Genomic DNA, 20,239 nt, shown 5'->3' on the forward strand with positions numbered 1-20,239 from the left:
AATTAAGGGCTTAATTTATACCTAAAATCAGTATAAAAATCATCAATACTGCCAATCCTACCAAAATCATATTAGCTGTAGATAGTTGAGTCTTATTGCTTTTATTCAGTCTAATCGCTTCCATTATCATCAAACTAAACCAACCAACAACAATTAGAAGCGCCAAAACTCCCAGACTAATTTGCGAATCGTAAGCAGCAATAAATAAAAGAACGCAACTAGCCGCTGTTGCAACTACTAGAACTATAGTCCTTATCAATGTGTGAATTACTATTTTTTGAGTCGTAATTTGGACGTTGGGTTTGTCGTCATTGTCTTCCTTAATATCAAATAACTCATTAAATTCTTTATTCATATTACTTCTGTTTTTGATATAATTTAATAAAGAAAGCGGTAAGGCCTGCGTATGCCAAAACTTGTAACATACTGCTTATCATATACATGTTTTGTGAAAAACCTACTTGAGGAAATATGTAAACTAATTGAGTTAAGGTCAGAATTGCTAAAGAAATAATGGCTATTAGTGTGTGATTTTTCATCTAAATATTTTTAGTAGTTAATCTTTCTACTAATATCGATATTTTTTTTGAAACATTCTCTAACGAATACAATTCAAAATTAAATTTCTGATTTCTGACTTCCGAAAATTGAGTTTGCAAATCCTTTTTTTCTTCGTTAATAAATTCTAAATCCGATTGATAACTTTCTGGAAAAATAGCAGGTTTTGCGTATTTTATCGCGTCTCCAATATTACCACTGATTTTTGTTTTTCCATAGATTTCTTTGACAGAGAAAAATTCAGTTTCATTTTGAATTGGGCAATATAAAACATCTGCTTTTTTCATCCAACTATCAAATTCTTGCTGAGGGATTTTATTTTCAAAAAAATGTATTTTAATTAATTGTGGAAGTTTATCTACAATTGACTTTAATTTTTCTAATTCTCTTCCAATTGCTTTTCCTAAGAAAATAATTTCATAATTGATTCCGGTATTTTCAAAGTTTTTTAATTTGTCAAGAAACAAATTATAATCTCTTCTCCTTTGCGAAACAGCACCAGGAATCACAATTCTGATTGATACTTTTTCAGAATTTTGAGAATCAAATTGATTAAAATAAATTGGTAAAAATTCAAGATTATATTTCTGAGAAATCAATTCATCAATTGCTAAAAGATATTTTGACTGTTGATAAACTTTCGGAGCCTCCAAAAGTCCTTCTTTGAGGAATAATTTAAGTCTGTATTTAAAATCTTTTTTGAAAATACTCTTAAATAATTCCCATTTTGAAACTTTGATAAAATTTAAATTATGAACAAGAATTGCGGTGTTGAATTTCTTTACAATCGCTTTGTAGAAAATGAAATGACGATGAACAGTTCCAATAATAATCAAATCATATTTTTCCTTCTCCAATGTTTCCAAAAGTTCAGAATAGTCGGTCAGAAAAATATTTTTCTCATGAATGTTTATTAACTTGAAAATCTTATCAGAAAAATAGAAATCTACAGAAATATTCTGAGAATCTTTAGTCAGCTCATAGAAATTGTTTGCTAGTTCTGCGTGTGTATCGAGTTCTATGTAAGCGATTCTTTTCATAATCCAAAATTTTTGAAAAACTCCTTCCAACGCAGATTTCGGATAAATCTGATTTCTTTTTTACTCAGATTTCGTTTATCTTTTTGCCTAAGAAAAGAATTGATTGTTATGAAAAACTCTTTCGCAGAACGGTTTTTAAAGCTGGATTTAGCAGAAGAAATCATTGCCAAAGGCAAACTTAATCCAATATTATAAAAATATTGACCCAGTTTTTCTGCTTTTTGGTCTTTATATTTATAAGCAGTTGGGCGCAAATGTTTTACCCAAAGGTCTTTAATTGTGACTATTTCCCAATTACTTTTTTTTGCCAACAAAATATCCAAATTGTCCCAGCCCAAAACAGCTCTTAAGCCATTCATATCTTCGAAACATTCTTTTCTATAAGCTTTTATCGGACCACGAACATGATTTTTGGAAGATAGATTTTCGAAAACCCAATCGTGATTTTTATTACTAAAATCTGACCAATTTTCGTTCGGATTTCTCAGATTTTTAATTTCAGGATTCTGTTTATAATTTCTAATGTAAACCAAACCAGAAACAATTCCGGCTTTTGGATATGACTCGAAAATCTGATTAACTTTCTCTAAATAATTCTGAGGAAAAACGATATCTGCATCATATTTACAAATCACATCAAAGCTTTTCCAATCTACAGATTCTAAACCTTTAATAAAAGTCCGAACGACTTTTGCTCCAGGTTGATGTTCAGAAATTTGAAGATTTTCTAATTTGAAGTTTGAAGTTTGAAGTTTGAAATTTTCGACAATTTCTGCGGTCTTGTCTGTTGAGCCATCATTTACAATCACACAAACAAAATCTTGAAAGCTCTGGCTTTTCAGAGATTCGAGACAGAGAGAAATATTATTTTCTTCGTTGTGAGCAGGAATGATGATGAGTAATTTCAAATTGGATTCAAAAAGATTAGAAGCCGAAAGTTACAGATTTTTCTATTATTTTTCTTTTACAAAAAATATGTATTTTTAAAATCGATTAAAATTCCAATGAAAAAATATTTTGTCCTTTTATTGATATCAATTTCGTCCCAATTATTTTATTCTCAAAAAAGCTCAAGTTTAGAAATTGATGCATCAAATTTAAAACTTGATACCATCTTTGTATCATACCCTTCTGCTACCAGAAATACGCATCTTTTACACAACTATCAATTCACTTCTGAAGGTTCGAAAAAAATTTCTGAACAAGGCGATTTGAAATTGGGAATAAAAGAAACTGCAAAGATTATAACGAAATTTGATTATCCTCAACCTGTATCAATTTCTTATTATGATGCGATTAAAAATTCTGGAATGCAGTCACTGCCTTTCTTTGTTGAAGCTGGAAATTTGAAATTATTATTAAAAGATGACAATTTAAATTTTGAGTTTTTGTCCACATCTCCAGCGAATATTGAATTCAATAAATTAAGTGCGATTCTTAAACCGTATGAGAGCAAATTAAAACCTTACGAAAGTAATGATGCTGAAAATCTGAAAGGTAAAGAATTAGAAATTCAGAAATATATCAGAAAAAATCCTAAGTCTTTTGTTGCTCTTTGGGAAATTATTAGTGATTTCTCCAAATATGGTTATAATCCTATTTACTCTGAAAATTTAACATTATTCGATTCAACTGTCAAAAAAACATTCACTTACATAGAATTCAGTAAACTTGTAAAGTTGGAAGCGGAAAATAGTTTTCCTGATGTTAACCTTGATAACAATAATCATTTATCAAAAGAAACATTTAAAAATTACAAATTAACTTTAATCGATTACTGGGCAACGTTTTGCAAACCTTGCATAGAAGATATGCCACGATTGGTTGAGCTTTATAATCAATATAAAAATCTAGGTGTGAATTTCATTTCTATTGCTGATGAACAAACACTTGGAAGGGTGACCAAAGCAACCGAAATTCTGAAGAAAAATAACATCACCTGGGAAAATTATTTTGATAAAAACAAAGATTTTCCGAAAAAATTAAATGCTTCCGGATACCCTTTGCAGATTTTAGTAGACTCTGAAGGCAATATCCTTAAAAGAACTTATGGAGAATTGGACGTTATCACGGTATTTATTAAAGATTATTTGAGTAATAAGTAAAATTATAGATTTCGTCTATAAAAAATTATTGTTTAATTAACCGTAAACATTCCTGCTAAAATATTTATAAGAGGTAATTTTACACCTTTGATTTTAATGTTATGGATGCAACGATTGAACAAAGCAAAAACTTCTCTTATTCCATTATTTCCTATGTGTTTTTCACGTTTATAGGTTATTTTATCATCGGATTATCATTATCTGTTTTACCAATTTTCATTAGCAAAGGTCTTGGATTTAGTATGCTGGTTGCAGGAATTGTGATTAGTTTACAATACATAATGACTTTTTTGATGAGAGCTTATTCAGGAAAAATCATTGACAGCAAAGGTCCGAAACCTGCAGTTTTAGCAAGTATGATAAGTTTCTCTTTTACGGGATTGGTATTGATAATGGCCTATTATTTCAGATTCTCTCCTATGATAAGTTTGTTATTTCTAATTATCACGAGACTTTTTACCGGAGGTGCAGAAGGAATGGTTGGCGCAAGCCCAATTAACTGGGCGATTATGACTTTCGGAGAAAAATATACTGCAAAAATCATTTCTTACAACGGTGTTGTTTGTTACGGCGCTTTGGCATTAGGAGCATCTTTGGGCGTTACGATTGTTAAGAACTTCAATTTTTATGGTTTAGGAATTCTGATTGTAATTTTAGGGTTAATTGGATTTTTCGTGGCAAGAACCAAAGAAAACAAAACCGGAAAACACGCTTCTGAAGAAGAACAAAAATCTTTTTGGAATGTGTTAGGAAAAGTTGCGCCTTTTGGACTTTGTCTGGCTTTGGGAGGATTAGGATTTGCAACTATTTCTACATTTATCACGCTTTATTACGATTATTACCACTGGCAAAACGGCGCGATGTGTTTATCTGTTTTCGGGATTTTGTTTGTTGCAGGAAGATTAGTTTTCAGCAATGCGATTAATCGATTTGGAGGAATCAACGTTGCAATTGCAAGTTTAGCTGTAGAAACCCTTGGATTAACGATTATTAGCTTGTCTTATCATCCTTATTTTGCATTAATTGGTGCAGGAATCACAGGTTTAGGATTTTCATTGATATTTCCGGCTTTGGGTGTAATGGCGATGAAAACTGTTCCTTCTTCCAATCAAGGTTCGGCTTTGGCTGGTTATGGATTATTTATTGATATTTCTCTTGGGGTGACAGGTCCATTAATTGGCGGTGTTGCTGATGCATTTGGATTGCCTTACATTTTCCCGTTCAGTATTGGAATCGTAATGCTAGGTTTAGCTTTGGCTTATTACCTCAAGATGACTCAAAGCAAATAATTAATTGAGTCTTTGGACTTTTAAACCCACGCTGATTTTGCAAATTTTGCAGATTTTATATGTAAAAATAAATCTGCAAAATCATATCAATCTGCGAGATAAAAATAAAATATGTTTTATTCTATTAAGTTTGTTTCTATTTTCGCATTTTAAATTTTTATGCAGAAAGTTCTCAATCTTTTTGATTTCTCTCAAAAAGTAAATTATAAAAATGAAATCTTTGCCGGATTAACTGTCGCAATGACGATGATTCCGGAATCTTTGTCATTTGCTATTCTTGCCGGATTTTCACCGTTGACAGGTTTGTACGCTGCTTTTATAATGGGATTGGTTACCGCAATTCTAGGAGGAAGACCAGGATTGATTTCCGGAGGTGCCGGCGCAACTGTTATTGTTTTGATTCCATTAATGATTTCACACGGAATCGAATATGTTTTTGCAACCGTCGTTCTTGCAGGAGTTATCCAGATTGTTATCGGAATCTTTAAACTCGGAAAATTCATCAGATTGGTTCCGCAGTCGGTGATGTACGGTTTTGTGAATGGATTGGCGATTGTGATCTTTATGTCACAGATCAATCAGTTTAAGGTTCAGGGAACGGACAATTGGCTGTCGGGAAATCCACTTTATACAATGCTCGGTCTGGTTGCTCTGACGATTTGTGTTGTATTTATATTTCCAAAATTCACAAAAAAAATTCCGGCTTCTTTGGTCGCCATAGCAGTGACTTTTGCGTTGGTAATGATCTTTGGGATCCAGACCAAAACTGTGAATGATATTGCTAATATTGCCGGAGGTTTTCCGCCATTTCATATTCCGAATGTTGCGTTTTCTTTTGAAGTTCTGAAAGTCATTTTTCCATTTGCTCTGATAATGTCAACCGTTGGATTAACCGAAGGTCTACTGACTTTAAATCTGGTTGATGAAATCACAAATACAAAAGGAAACAGCAACAGAGAATGTATTGCACAAGGAACCGCAAATATTCTGAATGGCTTCTTTTTTGGAATGGGCGGTTGTCCGATGATCGCGCAGACTTTGGTTAATTTATCAGCTGGAGCAAGAGCAAGATTATCAGGAATTATCGCTGCTTCGGTCATTCTTTTAATCATTCTTTTTGGAGCGCCAGTTATTGGTAAGATGCCAGTTGCGGCATTGGTTGGCGTAATGATCATGGTTTCTGTCGGAACTTTTGAATGGGCAAGTTTCAAAGCTATAAAACGATTCCCAAAATCTGATATTTTCGTAATGATCGTCGTGACCTTGATTACCGTTTTCCTCCACAATCTGGCTTTGGCAGTTTTGATTGGTGTGGTAATTTCGGCTTTGGTATTTGCTTGGGAAAGTGCGAAAAGAATCAGAGCTAGAAAATTTGTAGATGATGAAGGAGTAAAACATTACGAGATTTTCGGACCATTATTTTTCGGTTCTACAACTGCTTTTGCAGAGAAATTTGATGTGATGGATGATCCAAAAGAAGTTATTATCGATTTTAAAGAAAGCCGAGTCGTTGATATGTCTGCGATTGATATTCTAAATAAACTGACTGAACGTTACAAAACTCAAGGGAAAACGATTCGATTGAAACATCTGAGTCCGGATTGCAGAAGACTGATAAAAAATGCTGAGAATGTGGTTGATATCAACATTATCGAAGATCCGGAATATGGAGTTTTGAAGAATTAATTTTTTTATCGCAAAGGCGCAAGTTTTTTACATCCTAAATGTTTTAAAAGTCCCAAAGTAAATATTGAATTTTTATTTTTATAGGTCTTCGAGAGCCTCAGACTGACATTTATTCAACGTTTAGTTTGTCATTCCGTAAGAATCTAAATTTCACTGTCGAGATTCCTACGGAATGACAAAGATTGTGGTTAAGCTTTTATGTTGATTGGAAGACAAAATTCCTAGCCCCGATTGCAGCGGCATCCTTTTTTGTCTTAACTGGAAAAGTTGTTTTGATAACAAAATTTCTGAGACAAAAAAGATATAGCGGAAAGCGGGAAATAGCTCCTAATTCTTTTATAAAAACTCGATTTTCAAAATCCAACTAAAATCACGATTTTTGCAATCTCAAATTTTATTATGTCTTTACAACAAGAAATCAGCAGAAGAAAAACTTTCGGAATCATCTCCCACCCCGATGCGGGAAAAACCACTTTGACGGAAAAACTCCTGCTTTTTGGAGGAGCGATTCAGGAAGCTGGTGCTGTAAAATCCAACAAAATCAAAAAAGGTGCGACATCCGACTTTATGGAAATCGAGCGTCAGAGAGGGATTTCTGTGGCAACTTCGGTTTTGGCTTTTGAATATAGAGACCATAAAATCAATATTCTGGATACGCCTGGTCACAAGGATTTTGCGGAAGACACGTACCGAACGCTGACTGCGGTTGACTCTGTAATTGTTGTGATTGACGTTGCAAAAGGGGTTGAAGAACAGACGGAAAAGCTGGTTCAGGTTTGTAGAATGAGAAACATTCCGATGATTGTTTTCATCAACAAATTGGACCGTGAAGGTAAAGATGCTTTTGATTTGCTGGATGAAGTGGAACAAAAATTAGGTTTGACTGTTTGTCCGCTTTCTCTGCCAATTGGTATAGGAAGTGACTTCCAGGGGATTTATAATATTTGGGAAAATAACATTCAGTTGTTTTTGGAAGAGAAAAAACAGAAAGTTGGAGAATCTCTGAAAATTGATGATATCAACGATTCTCAAATTGATGAATTAGTTGGTGAAAAAGCGGCGACGACTTTGCGTGAGGAATTAGATCTGATCCAGTCGGTTTATCCGGAATTTAATCGTGAAGATTATATGAATGGTGATCTGCAGCCGGTTTTCTTTGGTTCTGCTTTGAATAATTTTGGCGTTCGTGAGTTATTGAATGCTTTCATCGATATTGCACCAATGCCACAACCGAAAGAAAGTGAAACGAGATTGGTAAAACCTGAAGAAAATAATTTTACAGGATTTGTCTTCAAAATCCACGCAAATATGGACCCGAAACACAGAGACCGTCTGGCATTTGTTAAAATCGTGTCCGGAACTTTCAAAAGAAATGAAAATTACCTGCTTGTAAGAGAAGGTAAAAAAATGAAGTTTTCCTCTCCCAACGCGTTCTTCGCTGACAAAAAAGAAGTTGTGGACGAGAGTTTCCCAGGCGATATTGTAGGACTTCACGATACGGGAAGTTTCCGAATTGGTGATACTTTGACAGCTGGTGAAAAATTGAGTTTTAAAGGAATCCCAAGTTTCTCTCCGGAACATTTCCGTTATATCAATAACAATGATCCATTGAAAGCAAAACAATTGGCTAAAGGTGTTGACCAGCTAATGGATGAAGGTGTTGCTCAGTTATTTACGCTGGAAATGAACAACAGAAAAATCATCGGAACGGTTGGTGCGCTTCAGTACGAAGTTATCCAATATCGTTTGGAGCACGAATACGGAGCGAAATGTTCTTATGAGCCAATCAGCATCCATAAAGCGTGCTGGGTGGAAGCGGATGAAAAATCTGAAGAATTTAAAGAGTTTGCGAGACTGAAACAGCGTTTCTTAGCGAGAGATAAATATGACCAATTGGTTTTCTTAGCTGATTCGTCTTTTACGATTACAATGACTCAGGAAAAGTTTCCGAATGTGAAACTGCATTTTATTAGTGAGTTTGCTAATGACTAAAATATTGAATCCGCAGCTTTTTCTGCGGATTTTTTTTGGTGATAAGAATTGATGTTATTTCGACTAGAATAATGATTATATTTGAATACTTAACATTAATAAGATGAAAATAATTATACTGCCTAAAGATATATCTGAAGATTTATTAAATTATGACATATCTGAAATTAACTCAAATGAATTAGATATAATTTTGACTGAACTTAAGGAAATTGATAACAGTGTTGAAATTTCTACAGTTAATTTTGGGCGAGGTGCGGATTGGATACTGATACTTGCTACATTGAGTTCTATAACAAGTATAATTTCACTTGGCGATAAACTTGAAAAAGGTATTGACGGATGGATAAAAATCGGAAAAAGAATTTCAAAAATATTTCATAATTCAGACAAAGTTTATATTGATGAAGATGTAGCTAAAATTATGGCTATCTCACATATCTCTAAAAATTATGATATTAAAAGTATAAAATTGATTGATAATCATACTACATTTTTAGTTGATTTTTCAAATTGGTTCAAAAGAGAGAATAAACAAGATTTGACATCGAAGCCCTTTAATATTTACAATTTCACATTTGAATTAAATAGTGAAAGAACAATTTCTTTAAGTGTAAAATCAAATGGTGAAATAATAGAAATATTAGATATTGAAATAGAAACGCTTAATAATATTTTATAAAAATTTTATTTTAAATACTCCTTCACTTCATCCAAATTATTATCCCCAAAAATCAAAGAAACAATAATCGGCATTTTACCTTTTTTATAAAGCAACGCCAATGCATTATATCCATTGATTTTTGATTTTGTATCAATTGTTATGCTTTTATGATTAGATAAATCAAGACCCAGAAAGCGTTTTCTCATATAATGGGTTTTCACGCCTAATTTTTCGAAGCTCTCATCAAGTTCTAGCGAATAGAAATTCCAGTCGTCCATTGCTGTGAAATAAGCGTCGGCTTCTTCTGAGTTTTCATTTGCAAAAGTTTTGGTTTCCGGACTGAGAATGATAAGTCGTGTTTCGGAGATAGTTTCTGTTTGAGAAGGATTTGGTTTTTCTGGCGATTTGTATGAAACAACCTGCATTGGATTTTCGATAGAAATACCTTTTAGGATGCTCCAACCTTCGTCTATTCTTCCAAAGTCATTAAAGAAAAAAGTGGTGTCTTTATTTTTCTTATCAATAAGATAATCATCATAATCTGTGTAATGGCCATAGGTTTCGGTTTTCATCAATTCCGTAATGAAATCGCCATCGGTATCAAATCTCGCCTGACCTTTGATCTCACCATTTTTCAGATACAGAATAGAACCGCCGTTGGCTGTGAAAAGATGCTGAACTTGGTCTCTTGGATTTTCATTTATCGTTTTTGATTTAACAATAACTGAATCTTTTTTAATTGGCTGAACTTCTTGAATTTCTTGTTCCTTTTTACACGAAACTGCAATTGTCAATATCAGAAAGTATTTAAAATGTTTTATCATCGCATTTGGTTTAAGAAGCAATTTAGAATTAATTCGGTAAAATCCTCTTTTTATCTTTAAAATTTACTTCAAAAAATTTTGTAAATCACTTGTAAAATCAATTTAAATATTTGATTTTCATTTGATTAAAATATTACAAAAAATTTCAGATCCATTTACAAATCATTCTTTTCGTTTCAGGATAGCTTTACAACATAAAATTATCCCAATGAAAAAATTAATATTGACCGCCGTTATTTTGAGCACACTTACGATGTGTAAAAAAGCAGATTTACAAGAAGCTAATCATACAATTGCCAATGCAGATTCTTTAATGGATAAAGCCTCTGAAACAGTAAATAATCTGGATTCCAATGCCAATGCTGTTTTGGATTCAGTCAATCTGAAAGCTAGAGATTTGATTAAAAATAAAGAAGACATCGAAAAAGCTTTTGAGAATAGCAAAAATAAAATCGATTCTATTTCTGAGAATGTTGAGCAATTCAAAAAAGATATTGAAAATAAAAAAGTCACCACAACGATTAACTCTATCCAAGAGAAAATCAAAAAAGAAATTCCGAAACCAAAAACCGTCACCAAAGTTATCTACAAAGATAAACCTGTCAAAAAAGAACCGGTCGCACCAGTTAACGCAATGGTGAAAAATGGTTCTGTTGAACTGAATGTTGACAATATTTCTTTAGCAAAGCAATCGGTAAGAGATATTATCAGTAAATATGATGGAATTATCAACACAGAAAATCTGGTGAGTAATGATGAGTTTCAGACTTTGTATTTGACGACAAAAGTTCCTTATGATAAATTCGATTATTTGGTAGAAGATTTATCAATGTTGGGTAGTATTCACAACAAAAATTTAGAAGTCAAAGGTGATTCTTACAATCCTAATAAACTTTGCAGTCTGGACATTACTTTGTACGATAATCATTTCAAACCAAAAGAATCCGAGAATCAAAGTTTTGGAGAAAAATCTGCAGATGCAATTTCTTCCGGCTGGAAAGTAATTGGAGATATTTTACTGTTCCTTCTACCCTTTTGGCCGGTTTTTCTGATTGGTGGTATTGGATATTATTTATACAAAAAGAAATATGGTAACGGAAATCACAATCTACCAAACAAAGATTCTGGTGAGAACTCCTAAAATAAAAGACGCTTAAATTATAAGCGTCTTTTATTTTATTGAAAAATTTGATTCCTAGTTCATCAAGCTTTTGCTTAAGTTAAGCGCATCTTGGTTTGAGCCGTCATACTGCAAAGATTTTGCGATATATTGTTTTGCTTTTTCCTTATCTGTATCCTTTTCTTGGAAAGCGATGAAGAAATAAGCATAAGCTAAGTTTTGCTTCGCAGCATCCACTTCTTCTGGTTTAACCTTGGCGATATATTGCTCGTAAGCAGCTTTTGCACCAGCATTATTTTTAGCTGATTGATTGGCATAACCAATACTGTAATATGCTGGAGCCCAATCTGGAAGAATTGCTGTGATTTTATTCCAAGTTGCGATAGCAGATGTCCAATCGTTAGCATTTTGATAAGCTGTTGCTAATCCCACCAAAGCTTCTGTATCACTTGGATTTGTAACTATTTTCTGATTAAGAGTTTCTATCTCCGCATTAGTTGCCGGGCTATTTTGTGCACTAATCATTCCTACTGTCATTAATGAGAACCCTAATAATAGTCCTTTAATTTTCATATTCGTTTTCATAACCTTTTATTTTAAGTTGTAAAGTATATCGCAACTACAATTCCACAAATTGGAAAAGTTTTAAAATTTTAAAGTTTTTAATACTTTTTTAAGAAAATGAATTTATGATTTATGAAATTTTAAAATAATCTAATATAACTACTAAATAAAGTATATTTATGTAGTATTTAGGTATGATTATTGGTATGCTTTTCAACTATTATAAAAACTAGAATGAATTTTAGAACAATCAAAGACGTGATTCAGCTCCTAGAAAAATTTGATTCTGAAAACACAAGAGATAACTATTCTGATGATGTCGATGGATTCAGACACTGGATTTATGATAATGAGATCAGCAAAGTACAATCAGTTAATGATGAACCAATTTGGGAAGGTAAAGAAAACGGAAGAACTCCGGAAAGTGTTATCAGCACATTGTTGGTTCATCTTAACCGATACGCCAAAACCTATTCTAAATCTGCTATTTCCGATTCGGAATTCAACACTCAGGAAGAATTTATTTACTTAATCAATCTCAAGACGACAGGAACAATGACGAAAATGGAATTGATTAAAAAGAACATTCAGGACAAGTCCACAGGTATTCTCATTATCAACAGACTCATAAAACAAGGCTGGGTGGAGCAAACCAATTCTCAAACCGACAAAAGAACCAAAGTTCTGAAAATTACTGAAAAAGGATTATATACTCTGGAATTACAAATGGATAAAATCCGTAATGCGACGAATATTGTTACTGGAAATCTGAGCTATCCTGAGAAAATAGAACTCATCAAAATTCTGGACAAATTGGATAAATTCCACCATCCTATTTTCTCAAAAAATATAGAATCTCCCAATCTTATAGATACGGTTTACAAAGATTATCCTTTTGGAAAAGATAAATTATGAAGAAAAAAATAGCAATTATCGGTTCCGGATTTTCAGGTTTATCTGCTGCAGCCTACGCTTCGAAAATGGGAAATGAAGTCCACATTTTTGAGAAAAACAATAGTTTGGGAGGCCGTGCAAGAAGTTTCCAGACAGAGAACGGTTATACTTTCGATATGGGTCCGAGCTGGTATTGGATGCCAGATATTATTGAAAATTTCTTTAATGATTTTGAAAAAAAAGCGTCTGATTTTTATGAATTGATTCCTCTTAATCCACAATTTGAAATGGTTTTTTCTGATGGGTTAATGGCGATTCCTGAAAGCTATGAAGAGATGAGAACTCTTTTTGAACAAACTGAAAAAGGAGCTGGAAAACGACTGGATGATTTTATGAAAGACGCCCAATATAAATATGAAGTTGGCATGAAGGATTTTGTGAACAAGCCTTGCCATTCCTGGTTTGAGTTTGTTTCTCCGAAGATTGCTAAAAGCGCTTTGAAATTGGATTTGTTATCTAATTTTCATCAATTCGTAAGAAAATATTTTTCTAATCCGAAACTGATTACTTTAATGGAATTTCCTGTAATTTTTTTAGGTGCAGCACCAAAAGATATTCCTGCTTTGTATAGCTTGATGAATTATGGAGGTTACAAATTAGGAACTTGGTATCCAATGGGTGGTTTCGTCAAAGTGATTGAAGCGATGTCGGAAATTGCTACTGCTCAAGGTGTGAAATTTCATCTTAATTCTAATGTTGAACAAATCATTATTGAAGATAAAAAAGCTTCCGGAATTATTGTTAATGGAAAAACCTTAAAGTTTGACACAATTATTGCTTCCTCTGATTATCATCACACAGAATCAAAATTAATCTCCGAAGAATACAGAAATTACGATGAGAAATATTGGAAAAAGAAAACTTTTGCTCCTTCTTGTTTGATATTTTATCTCGGTTTCAGAGAAAAAATCCCAAATCTGAAACATCATACATTGTTCTTTGAAAATGAATTGGATCTTCATACCAAAGAAATCTATAATGATAAAAAATGGCCGTCAAAACCACTATTCTATGTTTGTTGCCCATCTAAAACGGATAAGAATTTGGCCCCTGAAAATGGCGAAAATGTTTTTTTACTAATGCCAATTGCAACGGGAATCGAAGATTCTGAAGAAATGAGAGAAAAATATTTTCTGGAGATGATGGCACGATTGGAAAAACACACAAAGACTACTAATCTCCTATCCATAATAGATTATAAAAGAAGCTATTGCATTGATGATTTTATAAATGATTACAATGCTTATGAAGGAAATGCTTACGGTTTAGCAAATACTTTGTCTCAAACTGCAGTTTTAAAACCTTCTTTGAAAAATAAAAAAATCAAAAATCTCTTTTACACAGGACAATTAACAGTTCCCGGACCAGGCGTTCCACCATCTATAATTTCAGGAAAAATAGCAGCAACAGAAGCCGACAAAAAATAAACTACTATGAAAAAATTATTTGACGAACTTTCTTACAAAGTAAGCAAAGCGACCACAAAACAATACAGCACCAGTTTTTCGTTGGGTATTTTGGCATTGTCACCAAAAATTAGAAATTCTATTTACGCCATTTATGGTTACGTCCGTCTAGCAGACGAGATTGTTGATAGTTTTCACGGTTTTGATAAACAAAAATTACTTTCCCGATTCCGAGATGAAACATTGTTAGCCTTGAACGAAAAAATTTCTCTTAATCCTATTCTGCAATCGTTTCAGGAAACAGTTCATCAATATGAGATTGATTTTCAGTTAATCAATCAGTTTCTCAGAAGTATGGAAATGGATCTTCATAAAATTGATTATAATTCTGATTTGTATAAAGAATATATTCTTGGTTCTGCGGAAGTGGTTGGTTTGATGTGCCTTCAGGTTTTTGTTGATGGTGATAAAGAAGAATTTGAAAAATTAAAACCTTCTGCAATGATTTTAGGTTCTGCTTTCCAAAAAGTAAATTTTCTGCGAGATATGAAAGACGATTATGAAATCCTAGGAAGAACATATTTTCCTAATGTTGATATTACTTCTTTTGACCAAAATGTAAAATCGGAAATTGAAAAGGAAATTGAAAACGAATTTTCACAAGCTTTAGAAGGAATTAAAAAATTGCCTAATTCGTCCAGATTTGGGGTTTATTTGGCTTACAGATATTATGTTTCCTTATTCAATAAAATCAAGAAAACGTCTGCAAATAAGATAATTAATCAAAGAATCAGAATTTCTAACAGTCGGAAAATATCATTAATGATGGGCTGTTATGTAGAATATAAGTTTTCCATATAAATTGGAACTGATTTTGTTTAGTCAAAAATGCACAAATATTACTTTATCAATCTTGATATTGTAATTTAAATGAAAGAAAATGAAACACCAATTGAAAAGAGAACAACAACTGAATTGTAATATTGAGAAAGCCTGGGCCTTTTTTTCCTCCGCTAATAATCTCTCTGTAATCACTCCTAAAGATATGAATTTCACTGTGCTTACACAATTAGAGAATGATGATATTTTTGAAGGCATGATTATAGATTATCACGTTTCTCCTTTGTTCAATATAAAAATGAACTGGCAGACAGAAATTATAAAGGTAGATTATTTGAAGAGTTTCATAGATTTTCAGGTAAAAGGTCCATATAAATTGTGGCATCATTACCATGAATTTGTTGAAAATGACGAGGGTGTTCTTGTAAAAGATGTTGTGGATTACGAATTGCCACTTGGTTTTCTAGGAGAAATTGCCCACAATCTTTTCGTAAAGAAAAAGTTAGATCACATTTTTGATTATAGGAAAGAGGTTTTAGAATTATTATTCAATCAAAAAAGAAAAGCTTCATGAATTTTCTGATTATTGCAGCCACTTTCCTTTTGATGGAAGGTTTTACTTGGTGTGTTCACAAATATGTGATGCACGGCTTTCTTTGGTCGCTCCACAGAGATCACCACGATCATTCTACAGATCCGCCTTTGGAAAAAAACGATTACTTCTTTGTGATTTTTGCAATCCCTGCTATAGCTTTGATGTACTATGGAAGTACACAAAACTTCAATTATTATTTTTATATCGGAATTGGAATAACATTGTATGGAATGTCCTATTTTTTTGTTCACGATATCTTCATCCATCAAAGATTTAAAATCTTAAAAAATACTCAGAATCCGTATTTGCTTGCAATCAGAAGGGCACATAAGCAACACCATAAACATCTTGGAAAAGAACACGGCGAATGTTTTGGTTTTCTTTGGGTTCCAGTCAAATACTTCAAAATGTATTTCAATAAAAAAAAATAACCATTATATAATGCAACTCACCTATTTGCTGATTGATTTCTTCACCGTTATTATCTGTTTTATATTCTCTTTTCATCCAAAAATTAATTTCCACAAGCATTTCCGTGCATTTTTGTTATCATCAGTTTTAGTAGCAATCGTATTTGTAATATGGGATTCTTGGTTTACAAAAATGGGCGTTTGGTGGTTCAATGATGATTATCTGGTTGGAATCAGGTTTTTAGGATTACCTCTCGAAGAACTACTTTTTTTCATCTGTATCCCTTTTTCGTGTGTCTTTACATATCATTGTTTAACAAAGTTTTTTCCAATGGATTGGGATTCTTTGCGGGATAAAGTTTTTGTTTTAGGATTTGTAATAATTTCGGTCTTTTTTGCTATTTTATTTTACGATAAGATCTATACATTCATCACATTTTTGACTTTAGCAGTTAGTATGATTGTGTTAAGATTTGTTTTAAATGTCCAGTGGATAGGAAAAGCATTTACAATTTATCTGATTCTTTTGCCCGGATTCCTACTTGTCAATGGGATATTGACAGGTTCAGGATTGGAAAATCCAATTGTAAATTATAATCCTAAAGATTTCATTGGTTTTAGAATTATCACCATTCCAATCGAAGATTTCTTTTATGGCTTCGAATTAATTATTTGGAACCTTTTTTTCTATAAAAAGTTTAAAATAGATGAGTTGGAAGAGGCTTATTTGGAAGAATAAATCTTTTTGGGCTTAATCAAATACAACCCCGTATTTTTAACAATCGGATCTATTTCTCCACTAGTCATGTCCATGTAACCACCTAAATCAAGACCGTAATCAAGAAATGCTAATTTTGATTTTGTCCGGAATTGTTTTGGTAATTCATACAAATAAAGATCATTTTGAGCAGTTGGACTGTCATACATTTTTACTGCTTTTGCTTTGAAAAATAACTTTTCATTTTGATAAATTAATCTGTAATAAGCTGTATTAATAAAAGATGGTGTTACCCATTTTGGCAGACTGAAGGGATTTCCGGTTTCATAATAGTCATCTTTTTTACGTGACAATAATTTGATTTTATCATCAGTTTGATAATCCAATTTCTTTTCTTTTAAAATCTGCGTATAATATTTATTGAGATAATCATCATCGATTTTTTCTTTTCCTAATTGATTGATGGAATAAAGTCCGGTTTTGACATCTTTCAGAACAGTTAACCGTTGATTAGAAAATTTGGCCGGAAAACCTTTGAAATCGATTTGTCCGATTGTATCGCTTTCAAAAACTTCATTTCCTTGATGCGAAAATCTGTAATCATCTTTTTGTGAAAACATCAGAATCCAATTTTCACCTCTCTGAAAGTACATTGGAAAACAATTTCTTCCATATTCCACTTTGCGATCTGTATCATATATTACCAGATTGGATTGGCCATAATTTTCTTCAAAAATAGATTTGAATTCCTTATCGCTCAGTTCATTTTTGGAATTCAGAATCTTTGAAAATTTGGAATAGATTAATCGATTTCCGGAAAAATCATAAACTCCATTTTCAGCAAAAACATAAGGCACAAAATTCGCAAAATCAAAAATAGACGTATATTTTTCTTTGTTAAGATCATTAGAAATCATCAAATTTCCTGATGCATCATACTTCGTCAACCCTTGTCCGTTTCTCAAATAAAATTCGTTTTTGGCAGAATTATAAAGAATAGGAAAAGTGCCTAAGGCTGGGACAATTTCAAAATTTTCGGATTGAGGTTTTTGTGTTAATTTTTTAAAATGATTATAAGATTTTGGGCGGAAAATATCTGCAGTTGTAAGATTAATCGTCGTACATCTGTCAACAAATAACAGAATTAATAAACCAATGATAAGAATAATAACTGTAGATTTCTTCATCAATAATTTAAGTTAAACTACTTTCTTCTTCAATTGATCTACATCGAATTTCTTCTTCAAACCTCTCACATTGACTGCAACAAATGCAGTAATACAAAGATACATCGAGAAATAAATCAGCAACATTTTAAGGCCTGAGACGCCCATAAACATTAATAAAATTTGGGAAACAAACCCCATCAACCAACCAACCATCATAATAACTACTACAGAAAAGCCAAATAATCCTAACTCCTGAGCAGGCTTGTAGATTCCCAGCTTTTTAAAAATCCCGAGCGGAATTAGCAACAACAACAGCGCGAATGGATGAAAAGCTGCAAAAGCAACCAAAATGCCTGGCTCAGCTTCGATATGTTGCAAAATATCTATGATGTTAAAAGGCAACTCCATCGTATTTTTTTTCTTGTTCAGAGATTTGAAGCAATTGTTTTTTGCCGTACATCATTGGTTTTGCCAAAAGCAAATTAGGGAATTCTGCGATGCCGATATTGTACATCGTAACGCTTTCGTTATAAAATTCTCTTCGGTCTGCAATTGCATCTTCGATTTGAGAAACACGACCTTGGAGTAATTGAAAATTTTGGCTGGTTTTGATATCAGGATAATTTTCTGCCACTGCAAAAACCGATTTTAACTGATTTTGCATTTGGTTGGACAACTCTACTTTTTCCTCAGCAGAATTAGCATTTAAAAATTGAGTCCGCAGTTCCGTTAGTTTCGTCAGCATCGATTCTTCAAACCTCATCGATTCTTTTACAACTTTGATTAGATTCGGAATTTCGTCTGCTCTTTGTTTTAATAAGACATCGATATTTCCAAAAGATTTATCGACATTATTTTTTAACATAACCAATCTGTTGTAAGTGGAAACAATCACATTCAGCAATCCCAAGACAACTAATCCGATAATGACATATGCAAAAATTTGTATCATAGTTTTTTATTTTTTTAATTTATTCTGATGATGTTGGCTCTGGTGCAGGAACTGGTTCAGCACCTACAGCTGGTTGAGAATAGATCTCTTCTTCAGGTTTAGATTCATAACTGTCGTAGATATTATCATAAAAATCATCCAGAGATTTCACAGGTTTAGAATTCTGAAAAGGTAAATCAAAATTAATCTTTCCAATTTCTAATTGATTATTCCTCAGTTTCACAGGCGTTAGAAAAATCAAAGCAATCAGAATAACCCAAAAGTAAGTAAAATAGCCTGCAGACTGTAAAATCGGCCGCAACGTATTATGATTGTCAACACTTTCCACAGTTGCAATTCCGAAAACATTTTTGATTTCTTCTTTCTCAAAAACAGGTTCATTATTTTCTTTTACACTTGCTTTACCAATCAACAAAACTTCCATATTTTGTTTAAGAAGATATTGTGTGTAGCGCTTCATAGAGGATTGATATTGCTCATCGATTTCAAAATCAATAAATTCAATACCTTCGGTTATCACTTTTATCTGACCGGATTTATCTTGTACGTAAAAAGGTTTACAAATCGTTTCCGAAAATTCTAACGAGTAAGAATCTTTGCCGTCTTTATCTGTCGATACAGTTTCTATAGTATAAAGAAAACCAATGCATTCTTTTGTACCAATGCGCGAAATCATCGGCTCAATCATTTTTACAGTTCCAGAAATCTCTGCCAAACCCATCGCCACAGAACGTATATTGGAAGTTGGTAAAGTGCGTTGAATTCTGTAAAATCTCTTCTTATTACTAGGTTTAAAAATGGAAGTTAAGAACGGAAGAATAATAAAAACAATCAGGATAAAATAAGGAACGCCCAATGTAAAGACAAAACCGAAAAATAATAATCCTGATAAAGAATAAAGAATTTTTTTCCAAAGCGGGATTTTGGCCAAACCTGCCTTTTTTCTCCTTTCGCTTTGCTCTTTGGAACTCTGGTAAGAAGCTCTAATCATCGCATAAAACATCCCGATAATTCCCAGAACGAAAACCGACAGAAACAAAGCAATGGCTACTAATGCGGCTAATTTGTTATCATATAATGAACAGAGACCAACTGATAAAGGATTTAGTACGAAAAATAACCATTTTGGTTTGAGATTGATTTCGTATAATCCGATTAAAATAAAAGTGTGAAAAATAGCCACAAAGAAACTCATCAGCATCAACATGACAATGAGACCTTTATCAACTTCTAAAGTGTTATAAAATGCAAGGAAGTCGTTCATCAAGGGTTAGTAGTTTTTATAGTTTTGACTTTTCGGCAACAACAAACGCGCCAACTGTATTGATTTTATACGGATAAAGATATTTAATT

General features: G+C 32.7%; 21 protein-coding genes. 12 read left to right on the plus strand and 9 right to left on the minus strand.

Annotated features, from left to right (window positions below; all coding sequences use genetic code 11):
• Positions 1-10 precede the first annotated feature (10 nt).
• The 3 genes from BUR19_RS06380 to BUR19_RS06395 all read right to left on the minus strand — a co-directional run bounded on the left by BUR19_RS06380 (position 11) and on the right by BUR19_RS06395 (position 2,506).
• Complete coding sequence (locus tag BUR19_RS06380; RefSeq protein ID WP_074234040.1) at positions 11-355, minus strand: hypothetical protein; 345 nt, start codon at positions 353-355, stop codon at positions 11-13.
• A gap of 184 nt (positions 356-539) precedes the next feature.
• Complete coding sequence (locus BUR19_RS06390) at positions 540-1,598, minus strand: hypothetical protein (RefSeq protein ID WP_074234042.1); 1,059 nt, start codon at positions 1,596-1,598, stop codon at positions 540-542.
• On the minus strand, positions 1,595-2,506 hold the full coding sequence (locus BUR19_RS06395) for a glycosyltransferase family 2 protein (protein WP_074234043.1): 912 nt from the start codon (positions 2,504-2,506) through the stop codon (positions 1,595-1,597). The genes BUR19_RS06390 and BUR19_RS06395 overlap by 4 nt, the downstream gene beginning before the upstream one ends.
• Before the next feature lie 96 nt (positions 2,507-2,602).
• Here BUR19_RS06395 and BUR19_RS06400 point away from each other — a divergent pair, with 96 nt between their 5' ends.
• From BUR19_RS06400 to BUR19_RS06420, 5 genes are all read left to right on the plus strand, one after another.
• Positions 2,603-3,703 (plus strand): TlpA family protein disulfide reductase, encoded by a 1,101-nt coding sequence (locus tag BUR19_RS06400; RefSeq protein WP_074234044.1) that lies wholly within the window; start codon positions 2,603-2,605, stop codon positions 3,701-3,703.
• A 101-nt stretch (positions 3,704-3,804) separates the two neighbouring features.
• Entirely contained in the window at positions 3,805-4,992 is a 1,188-nt protein-coding gene (locus BUR19_RS06405) for an MFS transporter (protein WP_074234045.1), read from the plus strand.
• Positions 4,993-5,151: 159 nt separating this feature from the next.
• Complete coding sequence (locus BUR19_RS06410; RefSeq protein WP_074234046.1) at positions 5,152-6,678, plus strand: SulP family inorganic anion transporter; 1,527 nt, start codon at positions 5,152-5,154, stop codon at positions 6,676-6,678.
• Between the two features lie 399 nt (positions 6,679-7,077).
• Positions 7,078-8,670 carry a peptide chain release factor 3 gene (locus tag BUR19_RS06415; RefSeq protein WP_074234047.1) on the plus strand — a complete coding sequence of 531 codons (1,593 nt, stop codon included), beginning with the start codon at positions 7,078-7,080 and terminating at the stop codon, positions 8,668-8,670.
• A gap of 103 nt (positions 8,671-8,773) precedes the next feature.
• On the plus strand, positions 8,774-9,352 hold the full coding sequence (locus tag BUR19_RS06420) for a hypothetical protein (protein ID WP_027382097.1): 579 nt from the start codon (positions 8,774-8,776) through the stop codon (positions 9,350-9,352).
• 5 nt (positions 9,353-9,357) lie between these two features.
• On the opposite strand, the gene BUR19_RS06425 is transcribed toward BUR19_RS06420, so the two are convergent.
• Entirely contained in the window at positions 9,358-10,158 is an 801-nt protein-coding gene (locus tag BUR19_RS06425) for a hypothetical protein (protein WP_139297277.1), read from the minus strand.
• 208 nt (positions 10,159-10,366) lie between these two features.
• Between BUR19_RS06425 and BUR19_RS06430 the strand changes: the two genes are divergently transcribed.
• On the plus strand, positions 10,367-11,299 hold the full coding sequence (locus BUR19_RS06430) for a DUF4349 domain-containing protein (RefSeq protein WP_083600653.1): 933 nt from the start codon (positions 10,367-10,369) through the stop codon (positions 11,297-11,299).
• A gap of 54 nt (positions 11,300-11,353) precedes the next feature.
• Here the strand turns inward: BUR19_RS06430 and BUR19_RS06435 are convergent, their stop codons facing one another.
• Positions 11,354-11,863, minus strand: coding sequence for a tetratricopeptide repeat protein (locus BUR19_RS06435; RefSeq protein ID WP_074234050.1), 510 nt, complete (start codon positions 11,861-11,863; stop codon positions 11,354-11,356).
• Between the two features lie 213 nt (positions 11,864-12,076).
• Between BUR19_RS06435 and BUR19_RS06440 the strand changes: the two genes are divergently transcribed.
• The 6 genes from BUR19_RS06440 (at position 12,077) to BUR19_RS06465 (ending at position 16,786) form a co-directional block, all read left to right on the plus strand.
• Positions 12,077-12,757: a MarR family winged helix-turn-helix transcriptional regulator gene (locus BUR19_RS06440; protein WP_074234051.1), complete on the plus strand. Its 681-nt coding sequence runs from the start codon at positions 12,077-12,079 to the stop codon at positions 12,755-12,757.
• Entirely contained in the window at positions 12,754-14,223 is a 1,470-nt protein-coding gene (locus BUR19_RS06445) for a phytoene desaturase family protein (RefSeq protein ID WP_074234052.1), read from the plus strand. Before BUR19_RS06440 ends, BUR19_RS06445 begins: the two co-directional genes overlap by 4 nt.
• 6 nt (positions 14,224-14,229) lie before the next feature.
• Positions 14,230-15,063, plus strand: a complete 834-nt coding sequence (locus tag BUR19_RS06450; RefSeq protein WP_074234053.1) for a phytoene/squalene synthase family protein — start codon at positions 14,230-14,232, stop codon at positions 15,061-15,063.
• A gap of 79 nt (positions 15,064-15,142) precedes the next feature.
• On the plus strand, positions 15,143-15,616 hold the full coding sequence (locus BUR19_RS06455) for an SRPBCC family protein (protein ID WP_074234054.1): 474 nt from the start codon (positions 15,143-15,145) through the stop codon (positions 15,614-15,616).
• Entirely contained in the window at positions 15,613-16,068 is a 456-nt protein-coding gene (locus BUR19_RS06460; protein ID WP_074234055.1) for a sterol desaturase family protein, read from the plus strand. The genes BUR19_RS06455 and BUR19_RS06460 overlap by 4 nt, the downstream gene beginning before the upstream one ends.
• A 10-nt stretch (positions 16,069-16,078) precedes the next feature.
• Positions 16,079-16,786, plus strand: coding sequence for a lycopene cyclase domain-containing protein (locus tag BUR19_RS06465; protein ID WP_083600655.1), 708 nt, complete (start codon positions 16,079-16,081; stop codon positions 16,784-16,786).
• On the opposite strand, the gene BUR19_RS06470 is transcribed toward BUR19_RS06465, so the two are convergent.
• From BUR19_RS06470 to BUR19_RS06485, 4 genes are read right to left on the minus strand one after another with little or no spacing between them, the layout of a single operon-like run.
• Positions 16,771-17,952, minus strand: a complete 1,182-nt coding sequence (locus BUR19_RS06470) for a hypothetical protein (RefSeq protein ID WP_074234056.1) — start codon at positions 17,950-17,952, stop codon at positions 16,771-16,773. The two genes, BUR19_RS06465 and BUR19_RS06470, sit on opposite strands and share 16 nt — an antisense overlap.
• 12 nt (positions 17,953-17,964) lie before the next feature.
• Complete coding sequence (locus tag BUR19_RS06475) at positions 17,965-18,342, minus strand: hypothetical protein (RefSeq protein ID WP_074234057.1); 378 nt, start codon at positions 18,340-18,342, stop codon at positions 17,965-17,967.
• The gene (locus BUR19_RS06480) at positions 18,326-18,886 is read right to left on the minus strand and encodes a LemA family protein (RefSeq protein WP_074234058.1); all 561 of its coding nucleotides are present in this window, start codon (positions 18,884-18,886) and stop codon (positions 18,326-18,328) included. Before BUR19_RS06480 ends, BUR19_RS06475 begins: the two co-directional genes overlap by 17 nt.
• A gap of 19 nt (positions 18,887-18,905) precedes the next feature.
• Positions 18,906-20,150, minus strand: coding sequence for an EI24 domain-containing protein (locus tag BUR19_RS06485; protein WP_074234059.1), 1,245 nt, complete (start codon positions 20,148-20,150; stop codon positions 18,906-18,908).
• Positions 20,151-20,239 lie beyond the last annotated feature (89 nt).

Source organism: Epilithonimonas zeae, from assembly GCF_900141765.1.
Taxonomy (GTDB): Bacteria; Bacteroidota; Bacteroidia; order Flavobacteriales; family Weeksellaceae; genus Epilithonimonas; species Epilithonimonas zeae.